The organism is Micromonospora sp. bgisy143 (assembly GCF_057708145.1).
Map to the genome: position 1 here is coordinate 116,535 of NZ_JBYIRN010000003.1, position 25,497 is coordinate 142,031.

Below are 25,497 nucleotides of genomic sequence, written 5' to 3' on the forward strand. Positions count from 1 at the left end.
CTGGGATCATGCGCCGCGCGGTGTCGCCAACCGCGCGGGTGCGAGTCACGGCCTCGATACTCTGCCTAACGGAACGAAACGTCGTTCCACGGGACAGTGGCCGGCAGTCGCAGCGGTACCGGCAGAGGGTGCGAGGCTCGCTAGCCGGCGTGCCGTCGCGGCACCGCCATCAGGCAAGGGCCACGCCCAGCGCAGGGGCAGCGGTAGCCGTGGCACAAGCTGGGTTGAAGAACGGGCGGTCGAGGTCGCGTGCGTGCTCGAGCGGAATCGGCACGCTGGATGAGCTGGCGGAGCTGACGCACGACACGCAGCGCAGCGCCCGCAGCGCGGACCCTTCAGAAAGATCCGGGGCCGCCGATTTCCCCAACGGCGCGAGCCCGACACCGACCAACGCCTGACGTTGAGGCGCATGCGGCGGCCTTGGATTCGCGGCCGCCATCGATAAGCATGGAGGTAGTGGGTCGGGGGAGGGAAGGATCCGATGGACCCGTGGACGGTGGATGAGCTGGACCGGTGGTTGGACTGGATACGCCAGCGTCACAACGAGTTCGACTACCGGTACATCTACTTCGCGTACCTCGTGGCGCATGCTTGCGAGCCACGCCAGGGCGAGGTCACCGTGGCGGTCAACCCGGACGGCGGGTGTGTGCTTCGGGCCGGTGTTGATGATCGCGGGCTGCTGCTGGCGGACGACCAGGAGCGGGAACGGTTCGTGGAGCATCTGCGGCGGCGGTACTGCGGTGACCGGTACCCGAGCATGCAGGCGTGGGAAGCGGCCCAGCACGAGGACTTCCTCGATGAGGTCCCTTGGCGCTTCGGTGGACCGTGACGCCGCTGCAGGTGCGGCGGACTTCCTGTTGGCCGTGAGTGATTGACAGGTGACGTGAATGTGATCCTCATGTTTGACTATGAACATGGGGGCGGGGGACGCACGGTTGTCGATCGATTGCGGCAGCGCCGGAACCCATGCCGTCCTGGCCTGGGCCGACGGCAGCGCGCACGTGCTGTCGGCCGGAGGCGCTGGCTACTTGTCCACCATGGCGTTCGGACCCACGGCCGGGCAGGTGCCGACCGAAGGGCAGCCCGGCGGGGATCAGCCTGGAGCGGTCGTTCCAGGCCCGCGTCGTCCCATCGACGACGCCACAGCGGGTGACGCCGGTCGAGACGCGATGGACGTAACGGCGGCGCCGCTGCGCGGGGTCGCGGCCGAAGCCGAGCGGCTGGTTGGTCAGCCGGTGCGGGACGTGCGGGTGGTGGTGCCGGCCGGGTGGGGGCCACGGCGCCGGACCTGGATGCGGCAGGTCGCGCACCGGGCCGGGTTGCCGCAGCCGCGCCTGGTGGAAGCCCCGGTGGCGGTCGCGGAGTATCTCCTCGCCACCGGTGTGCGGGTGCCCGTCGGCGCGTTCCTTGTCGTCTGTGACGTCGGCGCGGGCACGGAGGTGACAGTGCTTCGCCGCGGACCCACCGGGTTCGAGGTTCTCGCGACCCTCGCCGACCCGGCCGCCGGCGGCACCGCCATCGACCACGCGTTCGCCGATGTCCTCGTCGGCGCCGCGGCGGGCGCGGGTGAGGGCACGTCGCACGCGTCGGTTGCGCACAGCGTTCGGGTGGCCAAGGAAGCGTTGGTAAGCCACCCGGCGGTCACAGTTCCGCTTCCAGATCGGCCGCCGGTGGTGGCGAGCAGCGCGATGCTCGACGAGGCTGTGCGGCCTGTGGCGTGGCGCGTGGCGCAGTTGACGCAGGAAGCCGTCGTCGCCGCGGAGCTGACCGCCGCCGACTTGGCCGGTATTTACTGTGTGGGCGGCAGTGCCCAGCTGCCGCAGTTGGCGGCGGCGATCGGTGAGCACACGGGCGTTGCCCCCGTCGTCGTGTCCGAGCCGGCCTTGGTCGCGGCCCGCGGCGCCGCGGACGTCGGTGCCGTGGACGCCGACGCGGCCGAGCGGGTGGAGGTGCCGGTGCCGCCCGTGCGCCGGGCGGCGGCGATCGCGGTGCCCGGCTTCGCGTCGTTGGCGCTGATCTGGCAGTGCCTCCTGACTACGGAGCGACGCGAGACGCTCAACGTGTACTACTCGGTGAGTGTGAACTGGGGCGAGCTCACGATGGCGGCCGTGATGGCCCTGCTGGCATGCCTGGCCGCGGGCACCGTCCTCGGTTCGCTGATCGCCGCCCGCAGTCCCACCCCAGGCACCCGAACCGAAGGGGGAAGGGTCAGCGTCGGGATCCTCGCCGCGGTGTCACTCGGCGGGGCGATCGCCGGCCTGTACGCGGTGGTGTCCAGCCAGTACCTCGGTATGCCGGTCGGCCCGTACCTGAGGTGGGCGCTGTGGCCGATCGCGCCGGTGTCGGTGATGGCCGTGGCGATGGCGGTGATCGCGGCCCGCCAGTGGCGTGCTCCGCACGGCGGCTGGTCAGCGTTGCTGGCCGCGCCGACCGGCTCGATCGCCGCCGCCACGCTCGGCATGGGGCTGATTCAGTACTCCCTGACCGCGGACCGGTGGCCGCAACGGCTCCTGTGGATCGATCTCGCCGGCCGCGTCGGCGGACTGCTTCTCGGCATCGCCGTGGTCATGGCCGTGGTGACACCCTTGGTGTTCCGCCTCATCCTCGCCGCCCCGCTGGGGGTGATCTCGGCGGCGATCGTCAGCAAGCGGGCCTCCGGCATGCTCGGCGTCATCTACGCCATCGCGGTCGCCGCCTGGTGGGCCACTCGGCTGTGGAACCGAATCCTGCGTCCCACCCCGACCCCTCGCACCGAACCGTCGACGGGCCTGGCTCGGGCGGGTATGTCGCCGGGCGGGGGCGGGTGAGATGCGGTGGCCGCGGCAGCTGATGTCGCTGCTGCTCGTCCTCACCCTCGTGGCTGGCCCACCGCTGGTGCTGCTGTCACTGGCCGGGCCGCCCCTACCTGACTGGCCGACCCCCCAACAAGCGCGCGAGTGGATACAGCAGCCGCTGACCGAACAGACCCTCACCGCCGCGCTGACCATCGCCGCCTGGCTGGTGTGGCTCCTGCTCGCCGGCACGGTCACGATCCGGGCGCTGACCCGGCTCCGCGCCACCGCATCGTGGCTGCGGCGCATGCCGCTGCCGACACCCCTGCAGGCCACCGCCGGTGGCATCGCCGGCGCCGCCGTACTCGGTGTCAGCTCCCACGCGATCGCCGCACCCCCACCACCGTCCACGCAGCCCGTCGCCGCCGACTCCCTCGACCAGGGCCCACCAGACGATGACGTCCTGCACGACGGCGGGATCAGCATCGCCGGTGGCTGGATGTCACGTGACGTGGCCGAGCGGGTCAACGCCGCCGCGGCGCTGGTGTGGCTGCGCCGCCGCCGCGCCTACCGGCCCCGCCCGCCCGGGCAGCCGAGCTCGGAAGACCGGGACCTGGCCCCGCTGCCCCCAACAGTGACCGCCGTGCAAGCCGCCCTCGCCGACACCCCCACACCACGCAGCGAGACGGGCGCCACCTCCACGGGATCGACGCTGCGCAGAGCACCAGAGGCGGGGGAAGCCTTGCCCCGAGCAGGGATCGGCCTCACCGGGTCGGGGGCGCACAACGTGGCCCGAGGCCTGCTCGTCACCGGCCTGCTGGCCGTGCACCACCCGACGGTTTCCGTGGTCGTCACCCGAACCGCCCTGGCCACGTTGCTCGGACCCACCGCCGAACCACTCAGCCGACGCCTGCCGAGGCTGGCCGTCGTGGACACCCTCGAGGAGGCATCCCAACTCTTGCCTCCTCGTCCCGCAGGCCGTGGTTTCGACCGGCGAGAACAGCCACAGCATCGAACGCCGAACAACCCTGGCCCACCCGGCCCGGTCCTCATCGTCGACCAGGCAACCGCAACGGACAACGCCGAATCCCTCTCCAGCCTGGCCATCAACGCCGCCCCCGTCGCCGTGCTCGGACCATGGCCGGCCGGTCAGACATGGCAGGTCGACCCCGCCGGGCACACAAGCTCCCCCAGCGGGCGCGGCCCGGTAGGGCCACGGATGTGCGTGCTCACCCAGGTCACGGCCACCGACCTACTTACCGTCCTCGCCCACTCCGATCCGTCACCACCACACCCGGAAACCCCAGGACCGCCGCGCGACCCCGACCTGCCTGTTCGTCCACCGCGGTCACCGGCAACGGGCTCGCAACGCCACGTCCCGTCAGGCGACGACGATCGACGGCTTCAGCTGCGCGTGCTGGGCGAGCCGACGCTGCTCCTGGACGGTCAACCCCTCACGGTCCGACGCTCCGCCGCGCTCCAGGTCCTCGTGTTCCTCGCCGCCCACCCGGACGGAGCCGACACCCGGGCGTTGACCGACGCGATCTGGCCGGGCCTGCCTCGACACTCTCTCACCGGCCGCCTCTACACCACCCTGAGCGACCTTCGCGCCACCATCCGATCCGCAGCCGGAGTGAGCATCATCGAGCACAGCGACGACCGCTACCGCCTCGACCCCGCCGGCATCACCGTCGACCTGTGGCGCTTCCACCACGCGGTCCGCGACGCCACCACCGCCGTCACCACCGACGCGACAACCTGGAAAGCCATCGTCGACGCCTACCCCGCTGACCTCGCCGCCCGACGCACCTGGCCCTGGCTCGACCCGATCCGCGAGGCAGCACGCCGACACGTCATCGACGCCTACGCGGCCCTCGCCGAGACCGCCCCTGACGCCCAGCAAGCCCTCGAATGGCTGCAGGCCGGCATCCGCATCGACCCGTACAACGCCGACCTGCAGACCCGCGCGGTCACCGCACTCATCGCCCTCGGCGACCACAGCGCCGCCGACCACATGCGGCAGGGCTACGCCCGCCGTCTCGCCGCAGCGGGCATCGTCCCCACCAACACCGACCTCACGACGCTCACCCCGGACAGGTCAGCCCGCCATCCCCACCCGGTAACGCCGTAACCTCATAGATCCCAAAAGGGCCGTCGCGGCTGGCGGGATACCTGCCCGACGGCCGAGCTGTTCCGCGCTCGGAGCGCGGCAGCATTGCGCCGCGCAGAGCGGCAACGAGGCACCGACGAACTCGCCGCCGATCTGCACGAAGCCCTGCGCGGTCCGCAGCTTCGGGAGCTGCCACTGCCGGCGAGCGCCCGAGTCTACGACCCAGTCGATGCATTCGGCGGACCTCAGACCGCAGCGGTTCGACGTTGTGGCCTGGATCGGCGGCTTCAACCGTAGGCGTATTCGTCGACGTCCAACTCCGCGCGTGTCAGTCTGAGGAACTCCATGGCTCGGAGGTCAAGGTGCCAGCCCAGTAGCTGATGCCGTCCGGGCAGCCTATGGAGGTTCTCGGCCGGGCCGGTCAGGTCTTCGGCCTCGCCGGCGGGTTGTTCGAAGACCCGCACGATCTGCAGAACACTGCCGCCCGGGCCACCATCGATGTCGTCAAGCTCGGCCACGAGGTCACCGATCTGACCAGCGTGAATGAACAGTCGATCGACAATCGCCCCAATCTGCTGGTCCACGCTCAGGTGAGGGCTCCGGCAGGAGACCTTCCATACGTGCGCAGCGGGACGTGGCGGTTCCAGCTGACGGCTGCCGCGAATCATGACTTCGTCGGGCTCGATGCCTAGCCGGCCCGTGATCTCGGCCGCCGTGACGTGGTTCGAGGTCAGCGCAAAGTAGGCGTACTGGGACACGAGCACGCACGGACCCTATCGAGGCCGACGAGCAGACAGAACCTGAATTCGTGTCTATCCAGCAGGTCGTCTTTCGCGCCACCCCCTGGCCCGAACGGCTCCAGCCCAGCGGTGGCTGGCCGCCCAATGGCCGATCCCTTCGCCGTCCAGCCTCGGCCGCGAGCCCTTTCCACCCGTAGCCCTCAGCTACCTCGCAGGCATACCCGCCCGCTGTGGCCCACTGCGTTGATCTGCGGATGTGAGGTCGTGTGAGGTGCCGTGAGGTGCTGTCAGTCACCAGAGCCTCCCACCGGCACACCGGCGGCCATAGCGTCAGCCCAACCGCCTCACCGGCCCGGCAGGCCGGCCCGTGCCCCTGCGGGGTACGCGCATCGGTGGGACGGAGCATCCGCCGTAGGAAGGGGGAACGATGTCAACGCGATCGCCGCGCACCGCCGCGATCACCACCTCCATCCTGGGTACCGCGGTCGTGGCCATCGTCCTTGCGGGCACCGGCGTCTGGACGCCGACGTTGCCGTCGTCGGCCGCCGTCCGGCAGTGGATCGCGCATCCGATGACCAGCGGCTTCCTGATGGCCCTCGGTGCCGTCCCGGCCGTGGGCCTGTGGCTGCTGCTGTGCACCACCATTCTCCTGCGCGCCTACAGCGCGGTGGCCCGTCGCCTCGGTGGCGTGCCGGCGCTGCGCGTCCCCAGTCCCGTGCAGGGCATCTCGGCCGCCCTGCTGGGCGCCACCGCCGTCACAACTGTGGCGGGTGCCGCGCACGCCGCCCCGCCTAGCACCACCGCTGGCAATGACGATTATTCGGCGCGCCCGAGCGGCACAGCCGTCCCGCGTCCGGCCGCCCGAGACACCGGATCGCCGGCTGGCACCTACACCGTGCGACGGGGCGACAGCCTGTCCGCCATCGCCCGCCGGTGCCTCGGCGACGCCGGCCGCTGGCCGGAGATTTTCGCCCTCAACCGCGGCACCCATTTCCCGCGGGTCGGCGGAACCCTGCGTGACCCGGACCTTATCCATCCCGGCTGGACGCTGCGCCTACCCGGCGACAGCGCCCCCACCACGCCCGCGCCACGGACGTCACCCACCGACCCGCCGGCCAGGGACACCGCGCCACCACCATCGGTTCCCACTGCGCCACCATCGACGCCGGCCCCAACGCCTGCCCAGCCGACCACGCCGGCGCCACAGCAGCGAGACGACGGCATCGAACCCGGCGCACCCACGGCCACGGGCACCACCCTGCCCGACGACCGGGCACCCGCCTCACACGCTTCGACCACGCCCACCCAGCCCGCTGCGACCGAAGAGCCGCACACGCCGAGGCAGCGACCGCACCCTTGCCCGGGGATCACACTCGACACCGGCAGTTGGCTCGACGCGGGGCTCGTCACCGCTATCCTCGCCGCCGTCGCCCTCGTCTGGGCACGCCGCCGCCACCGCTACACCCGCCGACCCGTCTCGCCCGACCCGCGCCTGAACGACCCCGACCTGGCACCGATGCCTGCAGTGATTCACCAGATCCGCCGCCGACTCCGCACCACCACCACGCAGCCCCGCAGCGAGCCGCCCGCCACCATCGACCTACCCGACGACAGCGTGGAACCTTCCGAACAGGATGATGACGGCAGCCCCAAACCTGCCGGACCCGACGACGAGAACACGACCGGCACACCCCCAACGGCCGGAAACAGCGAGCCGGGCAGCCCGCTGGTGCCGTCGTTGGCGCACCCCCTCGCCGCGCCCTGGCCACCCGCTGGACTGGGACTCAACGGCCCCGGCGCGCAGGCAGCCGCCCGCGGATTCATGGCCGCCGCTCTCGCCTCCGGAGGCCTCGACGCACCGGACGACCGCACCTGGCTGGTCATGCCGTCAACGACCGCGGCGACACTGCTCGGCACCGATGCCGCCGCGCTGCCCCACACACCGCGACTGACCGTCACCGGCGCCCTGGACGAGGCACTGGACCTGCTCGAGGCGCAAACCCTGCACCGCAGCCGCATCGTCGACGCCCACGAGGCCACCACCGTCGCCCAGGCCCGCGCCGCGGACCCGAGCGAGGAACCACTCCCGCCGATCCTGCTCCTAGCCGACGCCAACACCCACCAGCGCACCCGCATCGCCGCGCTCCTCGCCCAAGGCCAGCGCCTGGACATCCACGGCGTTCTGCTGGGCACGTGGCACGACGGCGACACCCTCGTCGTAGCCGCGGACGGCACCACCCACCGCGCAGACGACGAAACCTCCGCCCTCGGCGGCCACCCTGCCGACATCGGTCGGCTGACCGTCCTCACCCCGACCGAGACCAGCGACCTGCTCGCGACCCTCGCCGAGTCCCACACCGGCCAGCCGCCGGCACCCACCTCGACCGACCTCGTCACCACCGCCCCGACCAGGACAGCCGCACCCGACGATCAACCCTCTCTCGACGCCGAATCAGCGCTACCCGACGGCCCTTTCCGCGACGGCGATCTCGTGCTGCCGTCCGATCCGAAATCTGTACCCGCCGCTCGAGGCACGCGGGACACCGCCCACGACAGACCAACCACTCCGGACGTCCCGACAGCGGCAGCCTCGCCTACCGACGCCCGCGCCCTCGGCCCGGCTGGCGACGGCGAAACCCCCGACAGCGCGACCACGTCCGCTCTGGAGGATCCGGACACCGACGGCGCGGCCGAGAACATTCGAGAAACCAGGCACGGTCGGATCAGGGTCACCGTCCTCGGCGCGGCCGCCATCGTCGACGTGCCGCCCGGACCGACGCTGCGCAAGAAGTCCCTCGAAGTACTCGTCTACCTCGCCGTCCACGACGGGGCCGCCTCCGCCGAGGCGATCCTCGACGACCTGCTTCCCGACGCCCCCGCCAGCAAAGCACCCGGCCGGCTCTACACCTACGTGTCCGACCTGCGCACCATCATGCGCCGCACCGCCGGACCCGGCACCTACCTCACCCACCCCCACCGGCGGTACGTCCTCAACCGCGACGCCGTCGACGTGGACCTGTGGCGCATGCGCGCCGCGATCCGCGACGCCAACCAGGCCACCGACCCAGCCGAACGCCTCGCCGCACTACGCCGCGCGGTCGACACCTACCAAGGACACCTGGCCGACGGCGCCGACTACGAATGGATCGAGCCCTACCGCGAAGCCGTCCGGCAACAGGCACTCGACGCCCACCTCGCCCTCGCCGACGCCCTCACCGACAACCCCGCCGAGCAACTCACCGTCCTGAACACCGCGATCAGCCACAACCCGTACGCCGAAGAGCTGTACCAGCACGCGATGCGCGCCCGGGCCGCGCTCGGACACCTCGACGCGATCCGCGACCTGCGCCGTGCCCTGACCCGCGCCCTCGGCGACATCGACGCCGAACCCAGCGGCGACACCATCGCCTTGGCCGACGAGTTGGTCGCCCACGTGCAGCGTCCCGCTCGCCGACTGGACCTGCGGCCAGCGTCCCGGACCGGTGACGGAGCCGCCGCGTGAGCGCCACGTCGCCGCCCCGGCATCCTTCCACCCGTGCCCCGCAGGTGGCGGATGTCGACACCCAGCGACTCACCCGTCTTCGCTGGGCGGTGCGAGCCGTGCTCACCCTCGGCGTCACCGCGTCCATCGCGGCGAACGTCCTGCATGCCCGGCCGAACCTCATCAGCCAGGTCATCGCCGCGTGGCCGCCGCTAGCCCTGCTGCTCACCGTCGAACTCATCTCTCGCGTACCCGCGGATCGCCGCGCTCTGGTCGCTGCCCGGCTGATAGCCGCCGCCGTTATCGCCGGCATCGCCGCCTGGGTGAGTTACTGGCACATGGTCGGCGTCGCCGCCCGCTACGGCGAGACCGACGCCGCCGCCTCCTACCTGCTGCCCATCTCCGTCGACGGCCTCGTCGTCGTGGCCAGCATCAGCCTGGTCGAGATAGCGGGACGGATCCGCACCCCTCTCGTCAGCGCGGTCGACGGCCAGCAACCCGCCGCCACGCCAACGCCGACGCCGTCCTCGACGGCCGAACCCCGGAACCGGGAGGCACCGGCTCCCGCGGCAAGGCCGATCCGTGCGGCAGACAATCGTTGCGTCCGAACCGGTAACGACGCCTCAGCGTCCCCGCGCACGACGGCGTCGCGGGACACAGATTCCTCTCACCGCGATACGGACCGACTGCGAAGCAGCAGGTCTCGCACCACCGGCTCGCCAGCCTCGCCCGCCGAGAACTCGGCCGAACGGGATAGGGTGAAACTGCCGGCGGGCACCGAGGAGGCTGAGCGGGACACCATCGAGGGCCAGGGACATGCCCCCGTCGCGGACGGCGGCAGAAGCAGCGCGGAGGTGCCGTCCGACACGGCAGGGGCCGTGGCCTACTGGTACCGCTACGACCCGTCCCTGCACCCGGCCGACATCGCCACCAGGATCGGCCGGTCCGAACGCACCGTCCGCCGGTACTGGCCACCTGGGCGGCGAACCGCGAACGGACACGACCCCAGCCGAGTCACCGAGCAGGTCGGTGCCTCGTGAGCACTACAGCTTGGCGATCAGCGGCTGTGCCCGCGGGTCGAAGGTGTACCCGTTGTCCCAGGGGAAGCGGCCCTGTTGGTCGGGCCACACCATCTGCTGAAGGCGGACTCGGTCACGACCGTAGCGGTTGATCGCCATCCCGGGCAGCAGCTCGTCGGTGGGTGGCCCGTCGATGATGATCGCGTCGTAGCCGGCAATGAGGTCGCTGATGCGCTGGCCGTGGGTGAACCTTTCGGCTGTGTCGTAGATTCGGAGAGCCAGGTCGTTGAGCAGGCTGTGGGCGACCTCGGGTGGCAGGCCGGCGGCGATCAGTTCGGGGTGGTCGTGGGCGGTGAGCCCGACGGTGTAGGCGAATGGGACGCTGGTGTCGGGGTCGTCGTCAGTGGGCAGGACGTGCGTGACCGCCCAGTCGATGGTGTCAATGATCTGGTCTTGGCGCCGCAGGAAGTCGTCGATGTTCGGCACGTGCTGTCTCCTACTCATTCGGGGGTATGGGTGGAGCCTGCGTCGGGCGGTTCGACGTCGACGAAGCCCCAGAGTCGTTCCATGACGAGCAGTTGCCAGGTGCGGTAGTGGTCGGCGAAGCCACGGCAGACCGCGGGCGGGACCGGACTCCCGGCGTAGGGCAGCGTCGAGTGGCAGATGATGTAGCCGGCGTCGCTGTGGGCTTCGGACACCATCTGCTTGAGGCGGCCGGGGGTGAGGTGCATCGGGTTGCCGGGCTTGAAGATGCACGTGGCGCACTCGCGGGCGAGCCGCCGCGTCTTGCGCAGTTCCGGGTCGCCGACGCTGAGTCGCGGTGACCGTCCGGTGTCCGGTTCGTCGACGGGTTCGATCGGGCTGTCCATAGTCAACTCCTTGTCGATGTGGCGCGGGGCCCGCATCCGTGGATGCGGACCCCGAGAATCCGCGTGCAGAGCAGCCCTCAGCGCCGGTAATGGCCCCGTCAGAACTGACTCAAGCCCTGTCGGCGCCGGTCTACGTCGGCACGACGCAGCCCGTGGCCCGGGTCGATCGGGTGAAGCAGAGTGGGTGCGTGGTCGGCCGTTCGGCCAGACGAGTGCCGTGACATGCCGACGGTCGGGGGAGCGGGTCCGTCGTAGCGGTCCGTTCGGCAGGCGAGCGCTCGGCAGTGGGGTCGGCGGGGTTGAGGACGCCGCCGCCGATGGCCACGATGGGTGTGGAGGCGGCTGTGCCAGTGGTCGGGGTGCTGGTCACAGCTGGGGCTCCTCGATGGCGACCCCATGCAGCGGCACGATGAGCCGCTCGGCGATGCGGCCGGGTCCATCGGCGGGGTGCCACGTGTCGGCGGCGGCGTGGTTGGGGAACGGGCCGACGGCGGCGAGCCGGCCATCGGTGCGCTCGAGCAGCACGAGAACGGCGGCGCGGGCGTCGTCGAGGGCCGGCCGCAATGCCGGGGCCAGGCGTGACGGTAAATCGACCCAACTGGCGGCGGGCAGCTCCGTGACGGCGGGGTCACTCAGCGGCACGGGCCTGGTCGCGGCGAGCGTGGTGCTGTCGAGCGCGAGGGTGTCCGCATAGGAGTGGGCCGCTTCGGCGCCGCTGGTGGGACCGTGGGCGGCGAGATCACCGCTGGTGTGGACCGCGAGCAGCGCGTGCGGGTCGCGGATCTCCAGCGAGTCAATGAGAGCGAGGGTGACCGTGTCCCCGGTGCGCACGTCGCGCAGGGTCAGCAGGACCGGCCGTCCGTCGGAGTCCCGGCTCCAAATGATCGCGTCGAAGTGTTCGCTGGTGATATCGCTCAGGCGCCGCCAAGCGCGGTTATCGGTGTCGAAGGGGTATTCGTCGTCAGTGCTGTAACGCATAAGGAACTCCTTGATGGGCAGCGTCGTACCGCGCCGGGACCCGGGTTGGTCGGGACGCGATACATGCACGCTTCGATGGCGCGGGTTGGTCAAGTCGCGGGGACAGCAGCGAGTCCAATCGCCGTCGGCCCTGCGCGAGATGCGGGCGGGTCTGTGACCGCCCCGCACTTTTAGGCCCCGGTATGTCACGGACCGTGCCCCACGGCGTCGTGCGGTGGGACTTGTCGGCGTGCAGGTCCGAGTGCAGAGGTAGGTACTGCTGCACGTGCACACCCGCGCCGAGTTGGGTCTACGTCCGGCGACTGGCCCTCTGACCTGGCCATGATCGAAGTAGGTGACGTTACGTAACGGTCGGATGCCGAGCGCCGTGCCGCTCGGAATCCGGATCTGCCGAGAGTCGTAACCTCCGAGAGGCGGTACCAGGAATCCGCAAATTCCGGCGATCAATTGTGGAACGAACTTTCGCTGGACATCGCGGCTGATCGGCCAGCATGTTCTGTGCAGGTCCAGGACCGTAATGGCGCTCAGCAGCAGAGACTGTCGCCTCGCGTACCTGAACGACGTTGCCGACCCCTACACTCCATGATCATGGCGGTCGAAGTGATGCTCGGTGAGGTGACGTGTCCGTCCGGGCAGTTGGTGATTATGGACGGCGGTTACCTCGAACTGTGGTCCGGCGACCGGGTGCCGGACGACGAGGAGCGCCCGGCAACCGACTTCGCGATCGTGGGGCCGGACGCCGACGCCGCGGCGGACTCCTTTGACCGGCAGACCGGAACCCGGCTGTACGACATCCCCGCCCACGCCGTCGTCGAGTTCACCGCCACGTTCGACGAACACTGCCGCGAGCATGGGCACGGCGCAAGCCTGCGCGCGTTCGAGCAGCAGGTCCCGCACCGGGAACGCGTCCGGCACGCGGTCGCGGCCCGGGAACCCGGATTCATCGTCATGGGCGTTCCGGTGCTGCCGATCGAGGTACCAGCTGATCGCCCGCTGCGTGTCACCGCCGTCCCCGGCGAGTACGGCTGGCAGTCCATGCGGATCGAGTTCAGTGACGCGCCGGTGGCCGATTCGTGGGTGTTCGGGGAGCTGGGGGTCGACCACGCGCGGTTCGTCTTCGCCGACGCTGACGCGCTGAGCTCGTGGGAGCATGTCAGGTCGCTGGACGGGCTGGCCGACCTGGTCCTCTGGGGCCGCGACCAGGAACAGGTCGCTGCCGAGTTCGGCGCGCCCCGGCTCGGTGACACTGCCGACGTTAAGTACGGGTGGGTGGACCTGCCCATCACGGAGGCATACCAGCGAGGGCTGGCCATCGAGACGCGGAGAAACGAACCCGACGGACCGAAATTCGCCTTCGATTTCCGCCCGCACTCGCATCATTGGCAGGTGATGGGTCTCGTTAGGGCCTCTGAACACGAGGCCGGCGTGATCCAGGTCGGCGGAGCGGGCATCCTGATGGCGATGACCTCAGTCGGTGACGGCTTCTTTCCTGTCCATTTGGACGTGGATGTCGATGGCTCACCAGTCGCCCTGCGCATCGACATCGCCCGCGAGGACTGATCCGACTTCACAGGCGTTGACTATCCCTCAAGTTCGTACGCGCTGCCGCCGCACGTTCGTCCGGCCTCGCTGCATAACTCGAAAGCGTGACGGCGCATCGAGCGTCCTGCGCGGTTGGGTCAACTCACATGCCGCGTTTCGGGCGGCGGCCGGGATAACGGTTCGAGGTCGAACGGCCGCGTGGGGCAGGATATGAGCGTGATCCTTCTGGTTCCCGCGAACCCTCTACGGCCGCGCCACCCAGACGAGCACTTCGCGGCGGAGGCACAGGCCGCCCGTGCTGCCGGGATCGATGTGGCGGTGGTCGACCACGACGCGTTGGCACGGGGCGGAGATGCGCGACGGGCGGTCGCATCGGTCTCGGGCAGCGGTATGGGCGTGTACCGCGGCTGGATGCTGCGGAGCGAGCGGTACACCGCGTTCGCCGAATTGCTCGCCGAACGCGGTGTGGTGTTGAGGACCGCTGCTGAGCACTACCGGCGGGCACACGAGCTGCCCGGCTGGTATGCCGCTCTGGCTGCGGTCACCCCGCCGTCGGTGTGGACCACGGGCTCGGACCGGGCGGACTTCGACCGCGCGCGGGTCGAACTGGGCGCGGGACCGGCGGTGCTACGTGACTACAGCAAGTCGCTGAAGCACTACTGGAACGAGGCGACGTTCATCCCCGACCTGGAGGACGGCGCGGCTGCGTGGAACGTCGCCAGCCGGTTTCTGGAGCTGCGCGACGACGACTTCGTGGGCGGTTTTGTACTGCGGCGCTTCGAGCGGTTCACCTCCGCCGAAGTACGTACGTGGTGGGTCGACGGCGTGTGCGTCCTGATCGGACCGCATCCCGACAGCCCGCACGATCCCGCGCCGGCCGAGATCGACCTGGCCTCGGTCGCACCGATGATCGCCGGGCTCGGCCTGCCCTTCGTCACCGTCGACCTCGCTCGGCGCGAGGACGGCGTATGGCGTGTCATGGAACTGGGCGACGGGCAGGTGAGCGACCGACCAACCACCATCGAACCTCAAACGATGATCACAGCCCTACTTGTACAGGCCCGCTGACCGGCAGCACTGTCTGAACATCCGCTCATGCTGCTGTCCGCGCATTGACCGCGCCCAGCCCACTGCGATGCGCTGTCATGCCGATGAGAGCGCACTCGATCTTCTCGTCTCTTCGCGGCATCGTGGCCTTGGAGCGTTCGGCGATGCCGGGGTCAGGAGCGGCGCGGGCGACACGGCAAGCGACCATGAGAGGGTGACCGACGCCGTACCACCTTCCTTGGCCGCTGTGATCGACCTCATCGATGGATACATGCATCGAGTGCTGAAGGGCAGAGAAGATCCGGTGAGCGTGGTCGAGGAGCTGAAGTTTGCGCTGATCGAGCTGCTCCCCGGGGACGACGTCGGGAAGGTCGGCGGGCTGTACGGCATCTACGCTGACTTGTCGGACATCATCGACGGCTACCCGTTCGACTACGGCGATGGCACCGAGATGATCGCCCAACGGGAGATTCGCGACGCTGCCTGGGACTGGTTGAGCATTCCGCGCAATGCCGACGGGATAGAGACCTACGTCGACCACTGGGCTGCGAGAAATGCAGCCTTACCGACGACCGACGGAGGACAGCCATTCCGCCACCCCTGGGTTCAGTGACGCGCAGTACCTGTGTCGAGTGGGCAGGCCAGCCTCCAAGCGCAGTGCACCCGGACCCAACGCAGGGTGTCCGCACATGCCGCGACCCGCCGCGAGCGCGACCACCCCAGCGGCGACGGACCGTAGTCGGCAGGGCGGTCCGCTATGCGACATGGAAAGGTGCCCGACAGACGTCTTCGCCTCTTCTGGAGCGTCGACCTTTGTACGCTCCGGCCGTACCTTGCTTGTGCACCTGGACCTGTACGCCGACAGGACTGGTTGGCTGTCGGATGGAGCCTGCTCGGTGGGGACTTAGGCCTGGGTGAGTGCGGTGACGGCGGCGTCGGCGATCGCCGCGATGGCCTCGGCCGGGTCGGCGACGATCAGGGTGGTGGCGTGGGTGAAGGCGTGACCCCAGATCTGGTCCGGATCGGTCGGCTCGCCGTCGGTGGGCGGGTCGGCGGGGTGTAGCCACAGCACGGCGCAGCCGGCGCGGTGCAGGGTCGTGACGAGTTGTTGGCCGGCGGGGATGTCGTCGAGGTAGCCGTCGGAGACGACGGCGAGCATCCGCAGGGTGCGGCCGCGGCGCAGGTCGAGGAGTTGATCGGCGACCTTGACCGCTTGCGGGAAGGTGGCGGTGGCGAGGCCGGTGCGCATGTGCAACACCTGCCGCGGATAGGTGCGTGGAGGCACCAGGACGGTGGTCCGGTCACCGAACCCGATGGTGGTGGTCGTCGCCTCGGCGCGGCGTGCCGCGTTGGCGAAGATCCACGCGGCAGAGGACATCGCCTCGGTGTAGCGGGCCATCGACCCGGACAGGTCGACCAGGATCGCCAGGTGCAGGCGGGGTTTCTCCGGAGGCAGTTGGGCGCGTTGCTGCCAGGGGGCGGCGGTCGGAAGTTGCCCGGCGGCGGTTTGCGCTTCGGCGGTGATGGCCTGGCGGGTGCGCAGCCGACCGGGTGGGATCGCTGAGGGGCGCCGGCCGGGTTCGGGGTGGCGAGTGCGGGCCTGCCGCAGCCGTTTGGCGAGGTCGCGGGCGGCGCGGTGTTCCTGCTCGCTCGGGTCGGTGCGGTCCCACTCTGCTGGTGGGCTGTGCCGGTGGGCCAACAGCGCTGCGGCGTACTCGGCCGGGGTGACGCCGGCGGCGACGGCAAGGTAGCCGACGAGGGCCGCGGCGAGCCGGCCGGGGAACACGCCGGCGTCGGGCTCTGGTGTGTAGTACTGCTTGTCGGGGTCGATGCCGAGGACCTGACACCACCGGCGGGCCAGGCAGATCATCGTGTCGGCGTCGGTGTCGTCGCAGGTGTGGGCCTCGCGCCAGATGTCACGCAGCTGTCGCAGGCGTGTGCGTCCGAGGACGCCGGTGACGGCGGCGCGGACAGGGCGCACGTCTTTGCTGGTGACGATGCGGGCGTCGACGCGGGCCAGCAGCAGGGCGGCGAGTTGTCCGGCGTGCCATGGGTCGTCGACGGCCGCGTCGTCGGGGTCGAGGAGGGTCGTCACGACGTGGCGTAGCCAGCGGCGGTCGCCCCGGCGGCGGGCGCGTTGGCGTCCCTCAGCCCGGGATTCCTCCAACATGTCGGCGACGTCAGCGAGGATCGGCGGGGTGCCGGGCGGGGTGGCCCAGCGGCTGTGCGCGGCGTGCGCGGCGCCGTGCACGAGCAGCCCGTAGCCGGTGGGCACGACGCGCTTGTGGCGGGCTTTGGCCGGGTCGGTGACATCGGGGCTGTCGGCAATGTAGGTGGCGTCGACCTCGATCCGGTTGAGGTCGGGATAGAAGCACTCGGGCGCGTCCCCGGCGGCGCCGGGCGAGACGAGGACGGTGAGGTCGGTACGGCCGGTCAGCAGCGGGACGTGCTTCGTCCACGCCGCCGACCAGTCATGCCAGTCGCTGGCGCCAGCCGGTGTCGGCGGTGCGCCCTGCTGACGGTGGGTGCTGGGGTGCGACACAGATTGCTCCTTCCAGAAATCTGAGGTGGACGGCGGTCAGCGCTTGCCGAGGGCGAGCGCGGTGATGGGCGTTCCGGTGTGCCGGGACAGGGCCTCGGTGACCTCGTCACGGGCGTCCTCGGGGGCGATGCCGGCCAGGTTGGCCAAGGCAGCGGTCATGCCCAGGTGGTCGCGGACCTTGACGAAGCCGAGCAGTTCGCGCAGCTGCGGCGCCCACACGGTCTTGCCGGCGGCGAGGTCGGCGTTCAGGTCGATCGCCGCGGCCACGACCTGTTTGGGGACGCCGAGTTGGCGGGCGAGGTCCCAGTCGGTGGTGACGTGCAAGTGGACGGTGAACCGGGAGGCGAGAGCCTCGGTGAGCACCGCGCCGTGCACGCCCGGGTTGTGGCCGGCGACGATGTAGAACCCGTCGACGGCCCGCACGGTTTCGTTGCCGTGGGCGGGGATGGCGATAACGGCGCGGCCGTCCATGGCCGGGTACAGCACGGCCAGCACGCGGGGCGGGATGAGGGTGGCGTCGTCGACCAGCAGCACCCGCCCCTCCCGCATAGCGGTGACGAGGGGCCCGTGGACGAACTCATAGCCGCCGCCGGGGATCGGGTTGTAGGAGCCGAGGAAGTCGTCAACGACAGTGTCGCCGGTGCCGGCGACGGTCAACAGGTCGGGAAACGCCGCCTCGACCATGGCGGTCTTGCCAGTGCCGGGCGGCCCGTACAGCAGCACGGGCACCTGCTGGGTGCGGAGCCGCCGGAGTTCCTCGACGTCCCAGCCCTTGCCGAGCCGCCGCGGGTGGTACAGCGTCCCGTTCGGTCGCGGTACCGGCGCGGGCCGGGCCTGCCGGCCACCACCAGCATTGCCGGGGGAGCGGGTGCGGGGTGCGGCGGGTGGGAGGGTGCCGGCGGCGTCGATGCCGGCCTGGGTGATCTGGAAGCGGTGGTGCGGGTCGCGGTGGTGGGTGGCGTGCCCGGCGGCGGTCATCTTCTTCAGCGCCTCGAACACCGCCCCGGACGACGGTGCGCCGATGGCCCGGGTGATCTCGCCGACCTTGAGAACCTGGGCGGGGTGGTCGGCCAAGTGCAGGGCGACTCTGCGGTAGAGGTAGCCGGACCGGCTGGAGCCCGCAGCGCTAGCGGAAGTACCGGCGCCGCTGGCCGGGACCGGGTCGTTCTGCGGCGAACCGGCCGGAAGGGCCGGCAGGGGTGGTGTGGTCATGGGGTCGCCTCGATTCCAAGGGTCGGGCCCGCGCACCCGTCTCCGGGCGCGCGGGCGGTGGGTACCGCACAGCGGAGACGGGCGGGGCCAACCACTGCCGGCCCATGTCGAGCCGGGCGGGTGGGCGACCACACCCCGGTTCTGCTGAAGGGTTACGGCGACGCGTAGGATCGCCGCTGGTGCATGCTGGTCGATGTCGATGTCGATGTCGATGTCGACGTCGACGTCGACGTCGCGCGGGCGGCATTGGCGCCGACGATGGAACCCCCGCCGGCCCAATCGATCAAGTCGAATGGGTGCGCGGGTGCGGGATCGCGGGAGCCCCGGCTGACTACGCGTGCACCGTGAGGGCCGGGGAAGATACCGGCGGCGCGGTCGTGGTCGGTGGGCGCAGCCCCGTTCGCAGCCCTGCGGGTCGCACTGATGTCCCTGCGCCACCCGCGCCAGGGCCAGCCTGTCGTCGCCGTCGAGGTCGTCGAGGAACGGCCCGCCGAACCCGTCGGCGAACGCCTTGACCGTGGGCGCCCCGTACATCGGGTAGCCGGCGTGGTCCATCCCGGTCACGATGTCGTCGCGGCCGAGGAGCCAGGCGAGCTCGCTGAGCTTTCCACCGACCGGCTCGCCGAGTTGCCGCGGTGGTCGAGGATCTTTCCGATGGCGAATCGCAGGTAGTCCCGGGCGTGGGTCTCGTGGTCGACCCGCAGGGTCCACTCGCCCGGGTGTCGGGGGGCGATGACCTAGCGGGCGTGGTCGAGGTCGAGTGCCTCCACGAGTACCTCCTCGCGGAAGCCGAAGATGTCGCCGCGGTGGGCTCGGAGAGCCCAGACGCGGCTGACGACCTCCTCTTGGGTACGGACGGCCACGGGGTTTCCTTCCTGTTGTCGTGTCTGTCGTGGTGGTGTCGAATACTGCCGCCGAATCCAGCTCAGCCTCGGCAGACACGGCATGGTTGGGGGTGTCGGTCTATGCCTGGTCGGTGTCGGGCAGGTCACCGACGATCTGGTCGCAGGCGTACGGGTCGACGGCCTCCCAGCGCCAGTTGCGGCCCATCACCACGTACCGGCCGTCACCGTCCGGAGCGATGCGGTCGATGGCGTCCGGGTCGTCGGACAGGGCGCGCTGGTCGGCGACGATGACGTCACCGTCGACGGACAGGTTCGCCAGCGCGGCGTCGACCCGCCGGTCCAGGTCGTCCTCCGGCACGCCCTCGTCCCGGAGGCTGTCGCGGTACTGGTCGCGGTGGCGCTGCTGGTCGGCGACGATCGCCTCGGCCACGGCGCGGGCGCAGGAGAACACGGCCCACCCGTTCCAGTGGTCGATCAGGGTGCCGACGAATCCGATCTCGATCCGGTCGTCGCCGTCGGGGCCGGTGGTGCGCGCCCAGTCGCCGGAGAACACGCCGACGTCGCCGATACGGATCCGGTCGGGGTGCAGGTGGGACACGTCGCGGCCGGTGGGGCTGGCCGCGAGGTGACACAGGTCGGCGACGCGGTCGGTGGCAGCGGTGTCGAAGGCGTCGCGGTAGATGGTCATCGCCTCGTCGCGCTGCGGGATGCGCAGCCCGAACCAGCCTGGGGTGTCGCCGGTGGCGTCGGCGAAAAGCTCCCACCCGCTGGTGTCGACCGACTCTCCGGCCGAGGTGAAGTGAGGTGGGGCGTCGAGGACGGCGGGATCGCCGTCGTCGATGCCGGCGAGGATCCGGCGCGCGGCCCGGCGGGTGTCGCCGCCGGCCCGGGCGCCGATGGTGTCCTGCGCCCACCATTCGGCGGCGGTGCGGCCGGCCTCGGTGCCGGCGGCGTGCATCCGCTGCAACGCGGCGGCCCATCCGGTGGCCTCGGCGAGCAGGCCGTCTGTAGGCAGCCGGGCGGTGGTGGCCGGCGTTATGCGGTCGCCGGCGTCGAGGCACATCGACAGCGTCGAGCCGCTGTCCCAGGTGACCTCGACGATGTTCTGCCGCTGGTCGTGGCGGCGGACGGTGCCGGTGTCGCCGGGCCGCAGCAGGGTGTACGGGTCGCTGGTGTGGACCAGTGCGACGCGCTGGCCGGTCTCGTAGGAAGTCATGGTGGTCTCCGATCGGTCGTCGGGGTCGGTGAACGGGCTGCCGTCATGGGTGGCCGCTGACGGCATACGGTCGGTGTTCATCGGGTCTCGCCCGTCGCGTCATCCGTGGTGGGGGCGTTCGGAGGCCAGGGCTTGCGGGTGACGTGGTCGCCGAAAATCGGGTCGGTGGCGACCGAGGAGCCGCAGCGGGTGCAGCTGGTGACGGTGTCGTAGCCGTAGCCGGCCATGGACGGCACCTCGACGTGGTCGATCTCGTCGACCGCGCCGCAGACGGCGCACACCGTCATCTCCGGGCCGCCCTCGTCGTCGCCGGGTTCGGTGATGAACAGGTCCTCGACCGGGTCGAGGTGGTGGGCGCTGTGCCGCAGCCAGCGGCCGTGGACCGTCGCCTCATACACCACCAGCCGCCGCTGCTCGAGGTGCAGCAGATACAGCCACTCCAGGGCCCCGCCGACGTCCTCGCGCAGCGAGCCCCGCCGGATGGTGTCGTTGTCGGCGGGATAGCCCAGGCCCGGTACGGGCGGCTGCTGGTCCCATCGGCGGGGCTTGGGGTTGACGGCGAGAGTCCACCAGGTGCGGGCCAGCAGCGCGAGGGCCATGGCGTCGGTGTCGCGGCTGAACGTGTCGGTCCAGATTCGGCGCAGCAGCGGCACCAGAACCTGCGGGTCCTCGCCGAACTGGATCAAGCGGGCGGTGTACCTGCCGCGGAACGCGGCAACACCGATCAGCGTGGGTGTGCTCACGGGCTTCTCCTCCTCAGGGATCGATGGATGGGGTTGCGGTGGTCGTCCCGGGGCGGGACGACCACCGAGCTGGGGGTGGACCACCGAGCCGCCACCGGCATCCGCGATCGGGACTACTGCTTCAAGGACGCGCCGACGGAGGCCATGAAGGCGACCGGGTCGACGGCCGTGCCGGAGGTGTGGTCACCGAGGTGCACCTCGAAGTGCAGGTGCGCTCCGGACGAGTGGCCGGAGCTGCCGGCGACGCCGATGACGTCACCGGCCGCGACCTGTTGGCCTTGGGCGACGATCGGGTGGGCGAGCATGTGGCAGTAGCGGGTGATCACCCCACCGAGATGGGTGATGTCGACGTACCAGCCGCAGCCGCGGGTCAGAGCGGGGTCGCCGTCGCGGTCGCAGCCCCAGTTCCGGCCGGTGCGCACGTTGACGGCGTTGCAGCGCACGACGGTGACGGTGCCGGCGGACGCGGCGTGGATCGGGGTGCCCTTTGCCACGATCAGGTCGACGCCGTTGTGGCCGGGACGGGCTGCGGTGCGGAAAGCAGAGCTGACGTCCCCGTGCACCGGCTGAGCCCAGCCCTGTGCGCTGACCGTCGCCTGGCAGGCGGCCGGGCCGGCGCTGACTCCGGTTAGGGCGGCGACGATGCGGGTGGCGTCGGGTTCCCACCGGGCGTAGGCGTCCGGATACGCCGACCGCTGCACCCGTTGTGCGGCCTCGGTCAGCGGCATCGCCGGCCAGCCGTCGACAGCCTGCAACCTCTGGTAGAACGTCGTCGCCGCGTACTGCGGATCGTGCAGCTGCGCCGGGGCGCCCCAGCCCTGAGAGGGTCGCTGTTGGAAAAGGCCGACCGAGTCGCGGTCTCCACCTGGGGTGTTGATCAGGGAGGATTCCTGCATCGCGGTGGCCACGGCGATGAGCCAGCCGCGGGGCGGGACGCCGAGACGCATGCCGACGGTGGTGATGGTGGCGGCGTTGCCGACCTGCTCGGTGTTCCAGTCACCGATCGGACCGATCCCGCCCGAGGCGGGGCTACGCGCGGCCGGAAAGGCGAGGGGCGTGACGCCGGTGGTCGGCCTGCACGCGCCAGCGTCGCCGCCGGTAGAGATCAGGGTGGTCGCCAGTCCGGTGCACAGCAGCAGAACACCGACGACCGCGAAAGCTATCCCGGACAGCACGCGGGTGGTCATGACGGGTCACTCCTTGCAGCAGCGGGCGGACGGGCGCGGGGACGATGAAGGCCGCGCGGGCCTGTTCAGTGGCGTCGCGCGGCCTTCGGCCCGGGTGCGTGCTCAGGCGGCGAGCGCCGCCACGGGTGGACGCTGGTGGTGCGGGGGTTCCGGCGGCACCGCGTCCGGTACGGGCGCGGGCGGCATCAGGGGTGCCGGCGGGTGGGCGGGGGCGAACCAGCCGGTGAAGCGACGCGGTGGGGCGGGAACGGAGGCGCGCCCGCGTGCGGCTGCCACCCGGCGCGGCGATGGCCTCGCGGGCGGCAGGGCGAGGGTGGTGGCGCGGCGAGCGTGTTGTTCGGCGCGGCCGGCGGTGCGCAGCGCCCAGCAGGGGCCGTGCTGCCCGCGGCACTGCAGGTTCGTGCAGGCGCTGTCGGGTCCGGGCTGGTGGGCGGCGGTGACGTCGACCGCGAGCGCCCACAGAAGCCGGTCGGTGACGTCGTCCGGTACTGCGATGCGGTCGCTGGGACGCCAGCTACGGTCCTCAAGGTGTGGTGGGTGTGCCACGGCGGTTGGCCCTTCGGTCGGCGGATCGTGGGCATGCGCGGTCGCCGCCCGACTCGCGTCGAGACCCCTGCGGGATGCTTATGTCCGGACGGCGGACGTCGACCAGCACTGATCGACGCTCATCTCTTGATGACGGTCAAGTCGTGTCGACGGGCAGGACGTTGCCCGCCGACACGGCAGCGCGGGGTCGTGCTCAGGTGCTCTGCTCGGGGTCGAGGCGGACGCGGGTGGGGTCGACGGTGGTGAGCAGCTGGCGGGAGACGCCGCGCCAGTAGCGGCCGTTGTTGCCGCCGAGCGGGACGAGGGAGACGCGGCCGGTGCCGGTATCGCGCAGCACCACATACAGCTCGCCGGGAGGCTGCTGCCACCCCGCGCCGGCCACGGTGACGAGGGTGCCCGGGTGCAGAGGCGCCTCATGGATCATGGTCCACCCGCTGCCGGTGCGACCGCCGCCGGTGCTGCTGCCGGCGGTGGTGTCCGCTGAAGAGGCGGGCCGCAGGTAGATGGGGTTGACCTTCACCGGTCGGCCGCCCTCGACGGGTTCGACGACGACGTTGACCGGCAACAGCCGGGTGACCCGGTACGTGACGCCCCGAGTGCTGGCGCGGGCCACCGCCGGGTCGATGGTCACCCGGTCGCCGATGGAATACGTGTGAGGGCTGCTCATGATGGATGCGCTCCTTAACAGGGTCCCGGTGACCGTCACCGAGGACAGGGAAAGCAAGGGCTTGGGCGGATGGAAGCCGGGCACGGTGAGGACCTCGCGCACGTCGACGGGCACAAGGTCCCCTTGGTGTGCTCCGTGAGCGGTCAGCGGCCGCGCAGGTCCCGCAGGCGGACGCCCGGCAGCGGCCCGGTGTGGCCAGTAGTGGCAGTGGCTCCGTAGACCCCGGATCCGGTTTGTTTGGCCTGGTACATGGCGATGTCGGCCTGGTGCAGCAGGGTGCGCGGGCCAACGCCGAGGGCGGCGCTGGTGTGCCCGACGCTGGCGCGCACAGCGAGGGCGTGCTCGCCGAGGTCGACGGGATGGCGGCCGACCGCCCGCCAGGCGGCGCGGGCCGCGGCGGCGACGACGTCGGGGCCGCCGGCGACCAGCAGGGCGAACTCGTCGCCCGACAACCGCGCGGCGAGCCGCACCGTCCCTCCCAGGGCGGCCAGGCGCCGGCCCACCTCGGTGAGGACATCGTTGCCGCCCTCGTGGCCGAAGGTGTCGTTGACGGTTTTGAAGCCGTCAAGGTCGAGCAGGACGAGCCCGAACGGGGCATCGGCGCGTGTGGCCTGGGTGAGGGCGGCGAGCAGGGCCCGCCGGTTGGGCAAACCCGTGGTGGCGTCGTGGTCGGCGGCGTAGCGGGCGCGGTTCAGCGCCTGCTGCTGGCGCCACAGCAGTGCTGCGGCGAGGGCGAGACCGGCGAGGACTCCACCGGCGGCGGTGACGATCGAGGTCAGGATGGGAGACACTCCGAGGGCTCCTTCTGTAGTAAGGAGCACCGGGGGTGGGCGTGGTTCCGGGAAGTTCGACGCCCGCCTCCGGGCTACCGGCAGGGTGGGCCCTTTCAGGCCGTGGGATCGGCGAGGGCGAACGCGACGGGTTTCTCGGCGGCCAGGACCGCCCGCCCGGTCCCGACGAGCTTCACGGCGGCGTTGTGGACCGCGCCCGCGCTGGCCTTCCTGGCGCCGGTTCCCTCGTTGGCCCGGTCCACCAGCTTGCACAGCTCGCTGACCTTGTACTGCTGGCCGGGGTTGGCCTCGAGGATGTCGAGGATCGTGCCGCGGAGGCTGCCCGACGCCCGCCGCGCAGGGGTCGGTGCCGCCTCGCCCGCCGCCTGCGCGGCCGGCGGCGCGGCGGGTGATTCCCTAGCGGCGTCGCCCGTGGCGGTGTCGCTGGCCGCGCCGGCAGGGAAACCGTCCGGCGTGGCCGGTCCGGCGTCCTCCTCGTTCGTTGCCGGCGGCATGTCGGTGGCCGGGCCGGTGTCATCGGTGGTGACCGGCACCTCGGGTTCGGCAGTCGACCGGTCGCTGTCGTCGCCGAGGTCGCCTTCTGTGTCCTCGGCTTCCACGGCCTCGTCGGATACCGCCTCGACATCACCAGGAGCCGGCGATGCCGACTCCTGAGCGGTCTGCGGCTGCCGGTCGGCGGGAACCTCGGCGGTTGACCGCTGGTCGTTGTCCTGCCCGCAAGCCTCGCCGGTCTCCTGCGTGTCGTCGCCGCGCGGCCCGTGTTCTACCGCCGTGCCGAATGTGTCGGTATCGCGGCTGGCGGGCTCCGCTGCGGGCTGGCCGTGATCGCCCTGGTCGGCGTGCGCGCCGCCGGCGTCGGTCAACCGCCACAGGCTGGGGCCAGCGTCGCTAGGGGTTGGTGCGGCCAGCCCTGCGCTTGCCAGGCTGCGCAGTTTCGGGGTGGTGGTCGAGTAGCCGAGGCCGGCTTCGGTGGCGATGGCGGCCGCGGTGGCCTCGCCGAGCCGGTGCAGCGCGGCGAGGACCTTCGCGACGCTGGGTGCCAGTGGCGCTGTTACGGCCCTGTCGGTGCTCGTGTTGATGGGGGTGCTGGGCATGGGCGCGTGCCCCCTTTCTCCTGCCGTCGGCAGGGTTGGTGAGTGAGGCGCGTGCACTGATGCACGCTTCGAATCGGCTATTGATCAAGTCGTCTGC

General features: G+C 71.0%; 22 protein-coding genes. 8 read left to right on the forward strand and 14 right to left on the reverse strand.

All coding sequences use genetic code 11. The features are described 5' to 3' along the window. Positions 1-481 precede the first annotated feature (481 nt). The 3 genes from AC3EN4_RS06220 to AC3EN4_RS06230 all read left to right on the forward strand — a co-directional run bounded on the left by AC3EN4_RS06220 (position 482) and on the right by AC3EN4_RS06230 (position 4,902). Entirely contained in the window at positions 482-829 is a 348-nt protein-coding gene (locus AC3EN4_RS06220; protein WP_435204944.1) for a hypothetical protein, read from the forward strand. A gap of 340 nt (positions 830-1,169) precedes the next feature. Beyond that, positions 1,170-2,807, forward strand: a complete 1,638-nt coding sequence (locus AC3EN4_RS06225) for an Hsp70 family protein (RefSeq protein WP_435204945.1) — start codon at positions 1,170-1,172, stop codon at positions 2,805-2,807. A 1-nt stretch (position 2,808) separates the two neighbouring features. Beyond that, entirely contained in the window at positions 2,809-4,902 is a 2,094-nt protein-coding gene (locus AC3EN4_RS06230; protein WP_435204946.1) for an AfsR/SARP family transcriptional regulator, read from the forward strand. 266 nt (positions 4,903-5,168) lie between these two features. Here the strand turns inward: AC3EN4_RS06230 and AC3EN4_RS06235 are convergent, their stop codons facing one another. Next, complete coding sequence (locus AC3EN4_RS06235; RefSeq protein WP_435204947.1) at positions 5,169-5,645, reverse strand: DUF4279 domain-containing protein; 477 nt, start codon at positions 5,643-5,645, stop codon at positions 5,169-5,171. A 403-nt stretch (positions 5,646-6,048) separates the two neighbouring features. Between AC3EN4_RS06235 and AC3EN4_RS06240 the strand changes: the two genes are divergently transcribed. Both AC3EN4_RS06240 and AC3EN4_RS06245 read left to right on the forward strand, forming a co-directional pair. Then, on the forward strand, positions 6,049-9,123 hold the full coding sequence (locus AC3EN4_RS06240) for an AfsR/SARP family transcriptional regulator (protein WP_435204948.1): 3,075 nt from the start codon (positions 6,049-6,051) through the stop codon (positions 9,121-9,123). Further along, the gene (locus AC3EN4_RS06245; protein WP_435204949.1) at positions 9,120-10,142 is read left to right on the forward strand and encodes a DUF2637 domain-containing protein; all 1,023 of its coding nucleotides are present in this window, start codon (positions 9,120-9,122) and stop codon (positions 10,140-10,142) included. Before AC3EN4_RS06240 ends, AC3EN4_RS06245 begins: the two co-directional genes overlap by 4 nt. 3 nt (positions 10,143-10,145) lie before the next feature. Here AC3EN4_RS06245 and AC3EN4_RS06250 read toward each other — a convergent pair whose 3' ends face one another. From AC3EN4_RS06250 to AC3EN4_RS06260, 3 genes are all read right to left on the reverse strand, one after another. Then, complete coding sequence (locus AC3EN4_RS06250; protein WP_435204950.1) at positions 10,146-10,607, reverse strand: DUF4262 domain-containing protein; 462 nt, start codon at positions 10,605-10,607, stop codon at positions 10,146-10,148. 14 nt (positions 10,608-10,621) lie between these two features. Further along, positions 10,622-10,990 carry a hypothetical protein gene (locus tag AC3EN4_RS06255; RefSeq protein WP_435204951.1) on the reverse strand — a complete coding sequence of 123 codons (369 nt, stop codon included), beginning with the start codon at positions 10,988-10,990 and terminating at the stop codon, positions 10,622-10,624. A gap of 366 nt (positions 10,991-11,356) precedes the next feature. Then, positions 11,357-11,968, reverse strand: coding sequence for a hypothetical protein (locus AC3EN4_RS06260; RefSeq protein WP_435204952.1), 612 nt, complete (start codon positions 11,966-11,968; stop codon positions 11,357-11,359). A gap of 588 nt (positions 11,969-12,556) precedes the next feature. Here AC3EN4_RS06260 and AC3EN4_RS06265 point away from each other — a divergent pair. From AC3EN4_RS06265 to AC3EN4_RS06275, 3 genes are all read left to right on the forward strand, one after another. After that, a complete protein-coding gene (locus AC3EN4_RS06265) occupies positions 12,557-13,528 on the forward strand; it encodes a hypothetical protein (RefSeq protein WP_435204953.1) in 972 nt (323 codons plus the stop codon). 198 nt (positions 13,529-13,726) lie between these two features. Beyond that, the gene (locus tag AC3EN4_RS06270; RefSeq protein ID WP_435204954.1) at positions 13,727-14,578 is read left to right on the forward strand and encodes an ATP-grasp domain-containing protein; all 852 of its coding nucleotides are present in this window, start codon (positions 13,727-13,729) and stop codon (positions 14,576-14,578) included. 193 nt (positions 14,579-14,771) lie between these two features. Further along, the gene (locus tag AC3EN4_RS06275) at positions 14,772-15,170 is read left to right on the forward strand and encodes a hypothetical protein (protein ID WP_488179809.1); all 399 of its coding nucleotides are present in this window, start codon (positions 14,772-14,774) and stop codon (positions 15,168-15,170) included. Between the two features lie 291 nt (positions 15,171-15,461). Here the strand turns inward: AC3EN4_RS06275 and AC3EN4_RS06280 are convergent, their stop codons facing one another. The 10 genes from AC3EN4_RS06280 to AC3EN4_RS06325 form a co-directional block, all read right to left on the reverse strand. After that, entirely contained in the window at positions 15,462-17,099 is a 1,638-nt protein-coding gene (locus AC3EN4_RS06280; RefSeq protein ID WP_435204956.1) for a VWA domain-containing protein, read from the reverse strand. Positions 17,100-17,135: 36 nt separating this feature from the next. Continuing rightward, complete coding sequence (locus AC3EN4_RS06285) at positions 17,136-18,311, reverse strand: AAA family ATPase (protein WP_435204957.1); 1,176 nt, start codon at positions 18,309-18,311, stop codon at positions 17,136-17,138. A gap of 737 nt (positions 18,312-19,048) precedes the next feature. Then, positions 19,049-19,174 (reverse strand): hypothetical protein, encoded by a 126-nt coding sequence (locus AC3EN4_RS06290; RefSeq protein ID WP_435204958.1) that lies wholly within the window; start codon positions 19,172-19,174, stop codon positions 19,049-19,051. 100 nt (positions 19,175-19,274) lie between these two features. Further along, positions 19,275-20,372 carry a DUF4314 domain-containing protein gene (locus AC3EN4_RS06295; protein ID WP_435204959.1) on the reverse strand — a complete coding sequence of 366 codons (1,098 nt, stop codon included), beginning with the start codon at positions 20,370-20,372 and terminating at the stop codon, positions 19,275-19,277. A gap of 77 nt (positions 20,373-20,449) precedes the next feature. Continuing rightward, positions 20,450-21,115 (reverse strand): hypothetical protein, encoded by a 666-nt coding sequence (locus AC3EN4_RS06300; protein WP_435204960.1) that lies wholly within the window; start codon positions 21,113-21,115, stop codon positions 20,450-20,452. A 113-nt stretch (positions 21,116-21,228) separates the two neighbouring features. Continuing rightward, positions 21,229-22,302: a peptidoglycan DD-metalloendopeptidase family protein gene (locus AC3EN4_RS06305; protein ID WP_435204961.1), complete on the reverse strand. Its 1,074-nt coding sequence runs from the start codon at positions 22,300-22,302 to the stop codon at positions 21,229-21,231. A 102-nt stretch (positions 22,303-22,404) separates the two neighbouring features. Further along, positions 22,405-22,848, reverse strand: a complete 444-nt coding sequence (locus AC3EN4_RS06310) for a hypothetical protein (protein ID WP_435204962.1) — start codon at positions 22,846-22,848, stop codon at positions 22,405-22,407. Between the two features lie 193 nt (positions 22,849-23,041). Beyond that, the gene (locus tag AC3EN4_RS06315) at positions 23,042-23,515 is read right to left on the reverse strand and encodes a hypothetical protein (protein ID WP_435204963.1); all 474 of its coding nucleotides are present in this window, start codon (positions 23,513-23,515) and stop codon (positions 23,042-23,044) included. Between the two features lie 143 nt (positions 23,516-23,658). Further along, positions 23,659-24,306, reverse strand: a complete 648-nt coding sequence (locus AC3EN4_RS06320; protein WP_435204964.1) for a diguanylate cyclase domain-containing protein — start codon at positions 24,304-24,306, stop codon at positions 23,659-23,661. A gap of 95 nt (positions 24,307-24,401) precedes the next feature. Continuing rightward, positions 24,402-25,400: a prolipoprotein diacylglyceryl transferase gene (locus tag AC3EN4_RS06325; protein WP_435204965.1), complete on the reverse strand. Its 999-nt coding sequence runs from the start codon at positions 25,398-25,400 to the stop codon at positions 24,402-24,404. Positions 25,401-25,497: the final 97 nt, after the last annotated feature.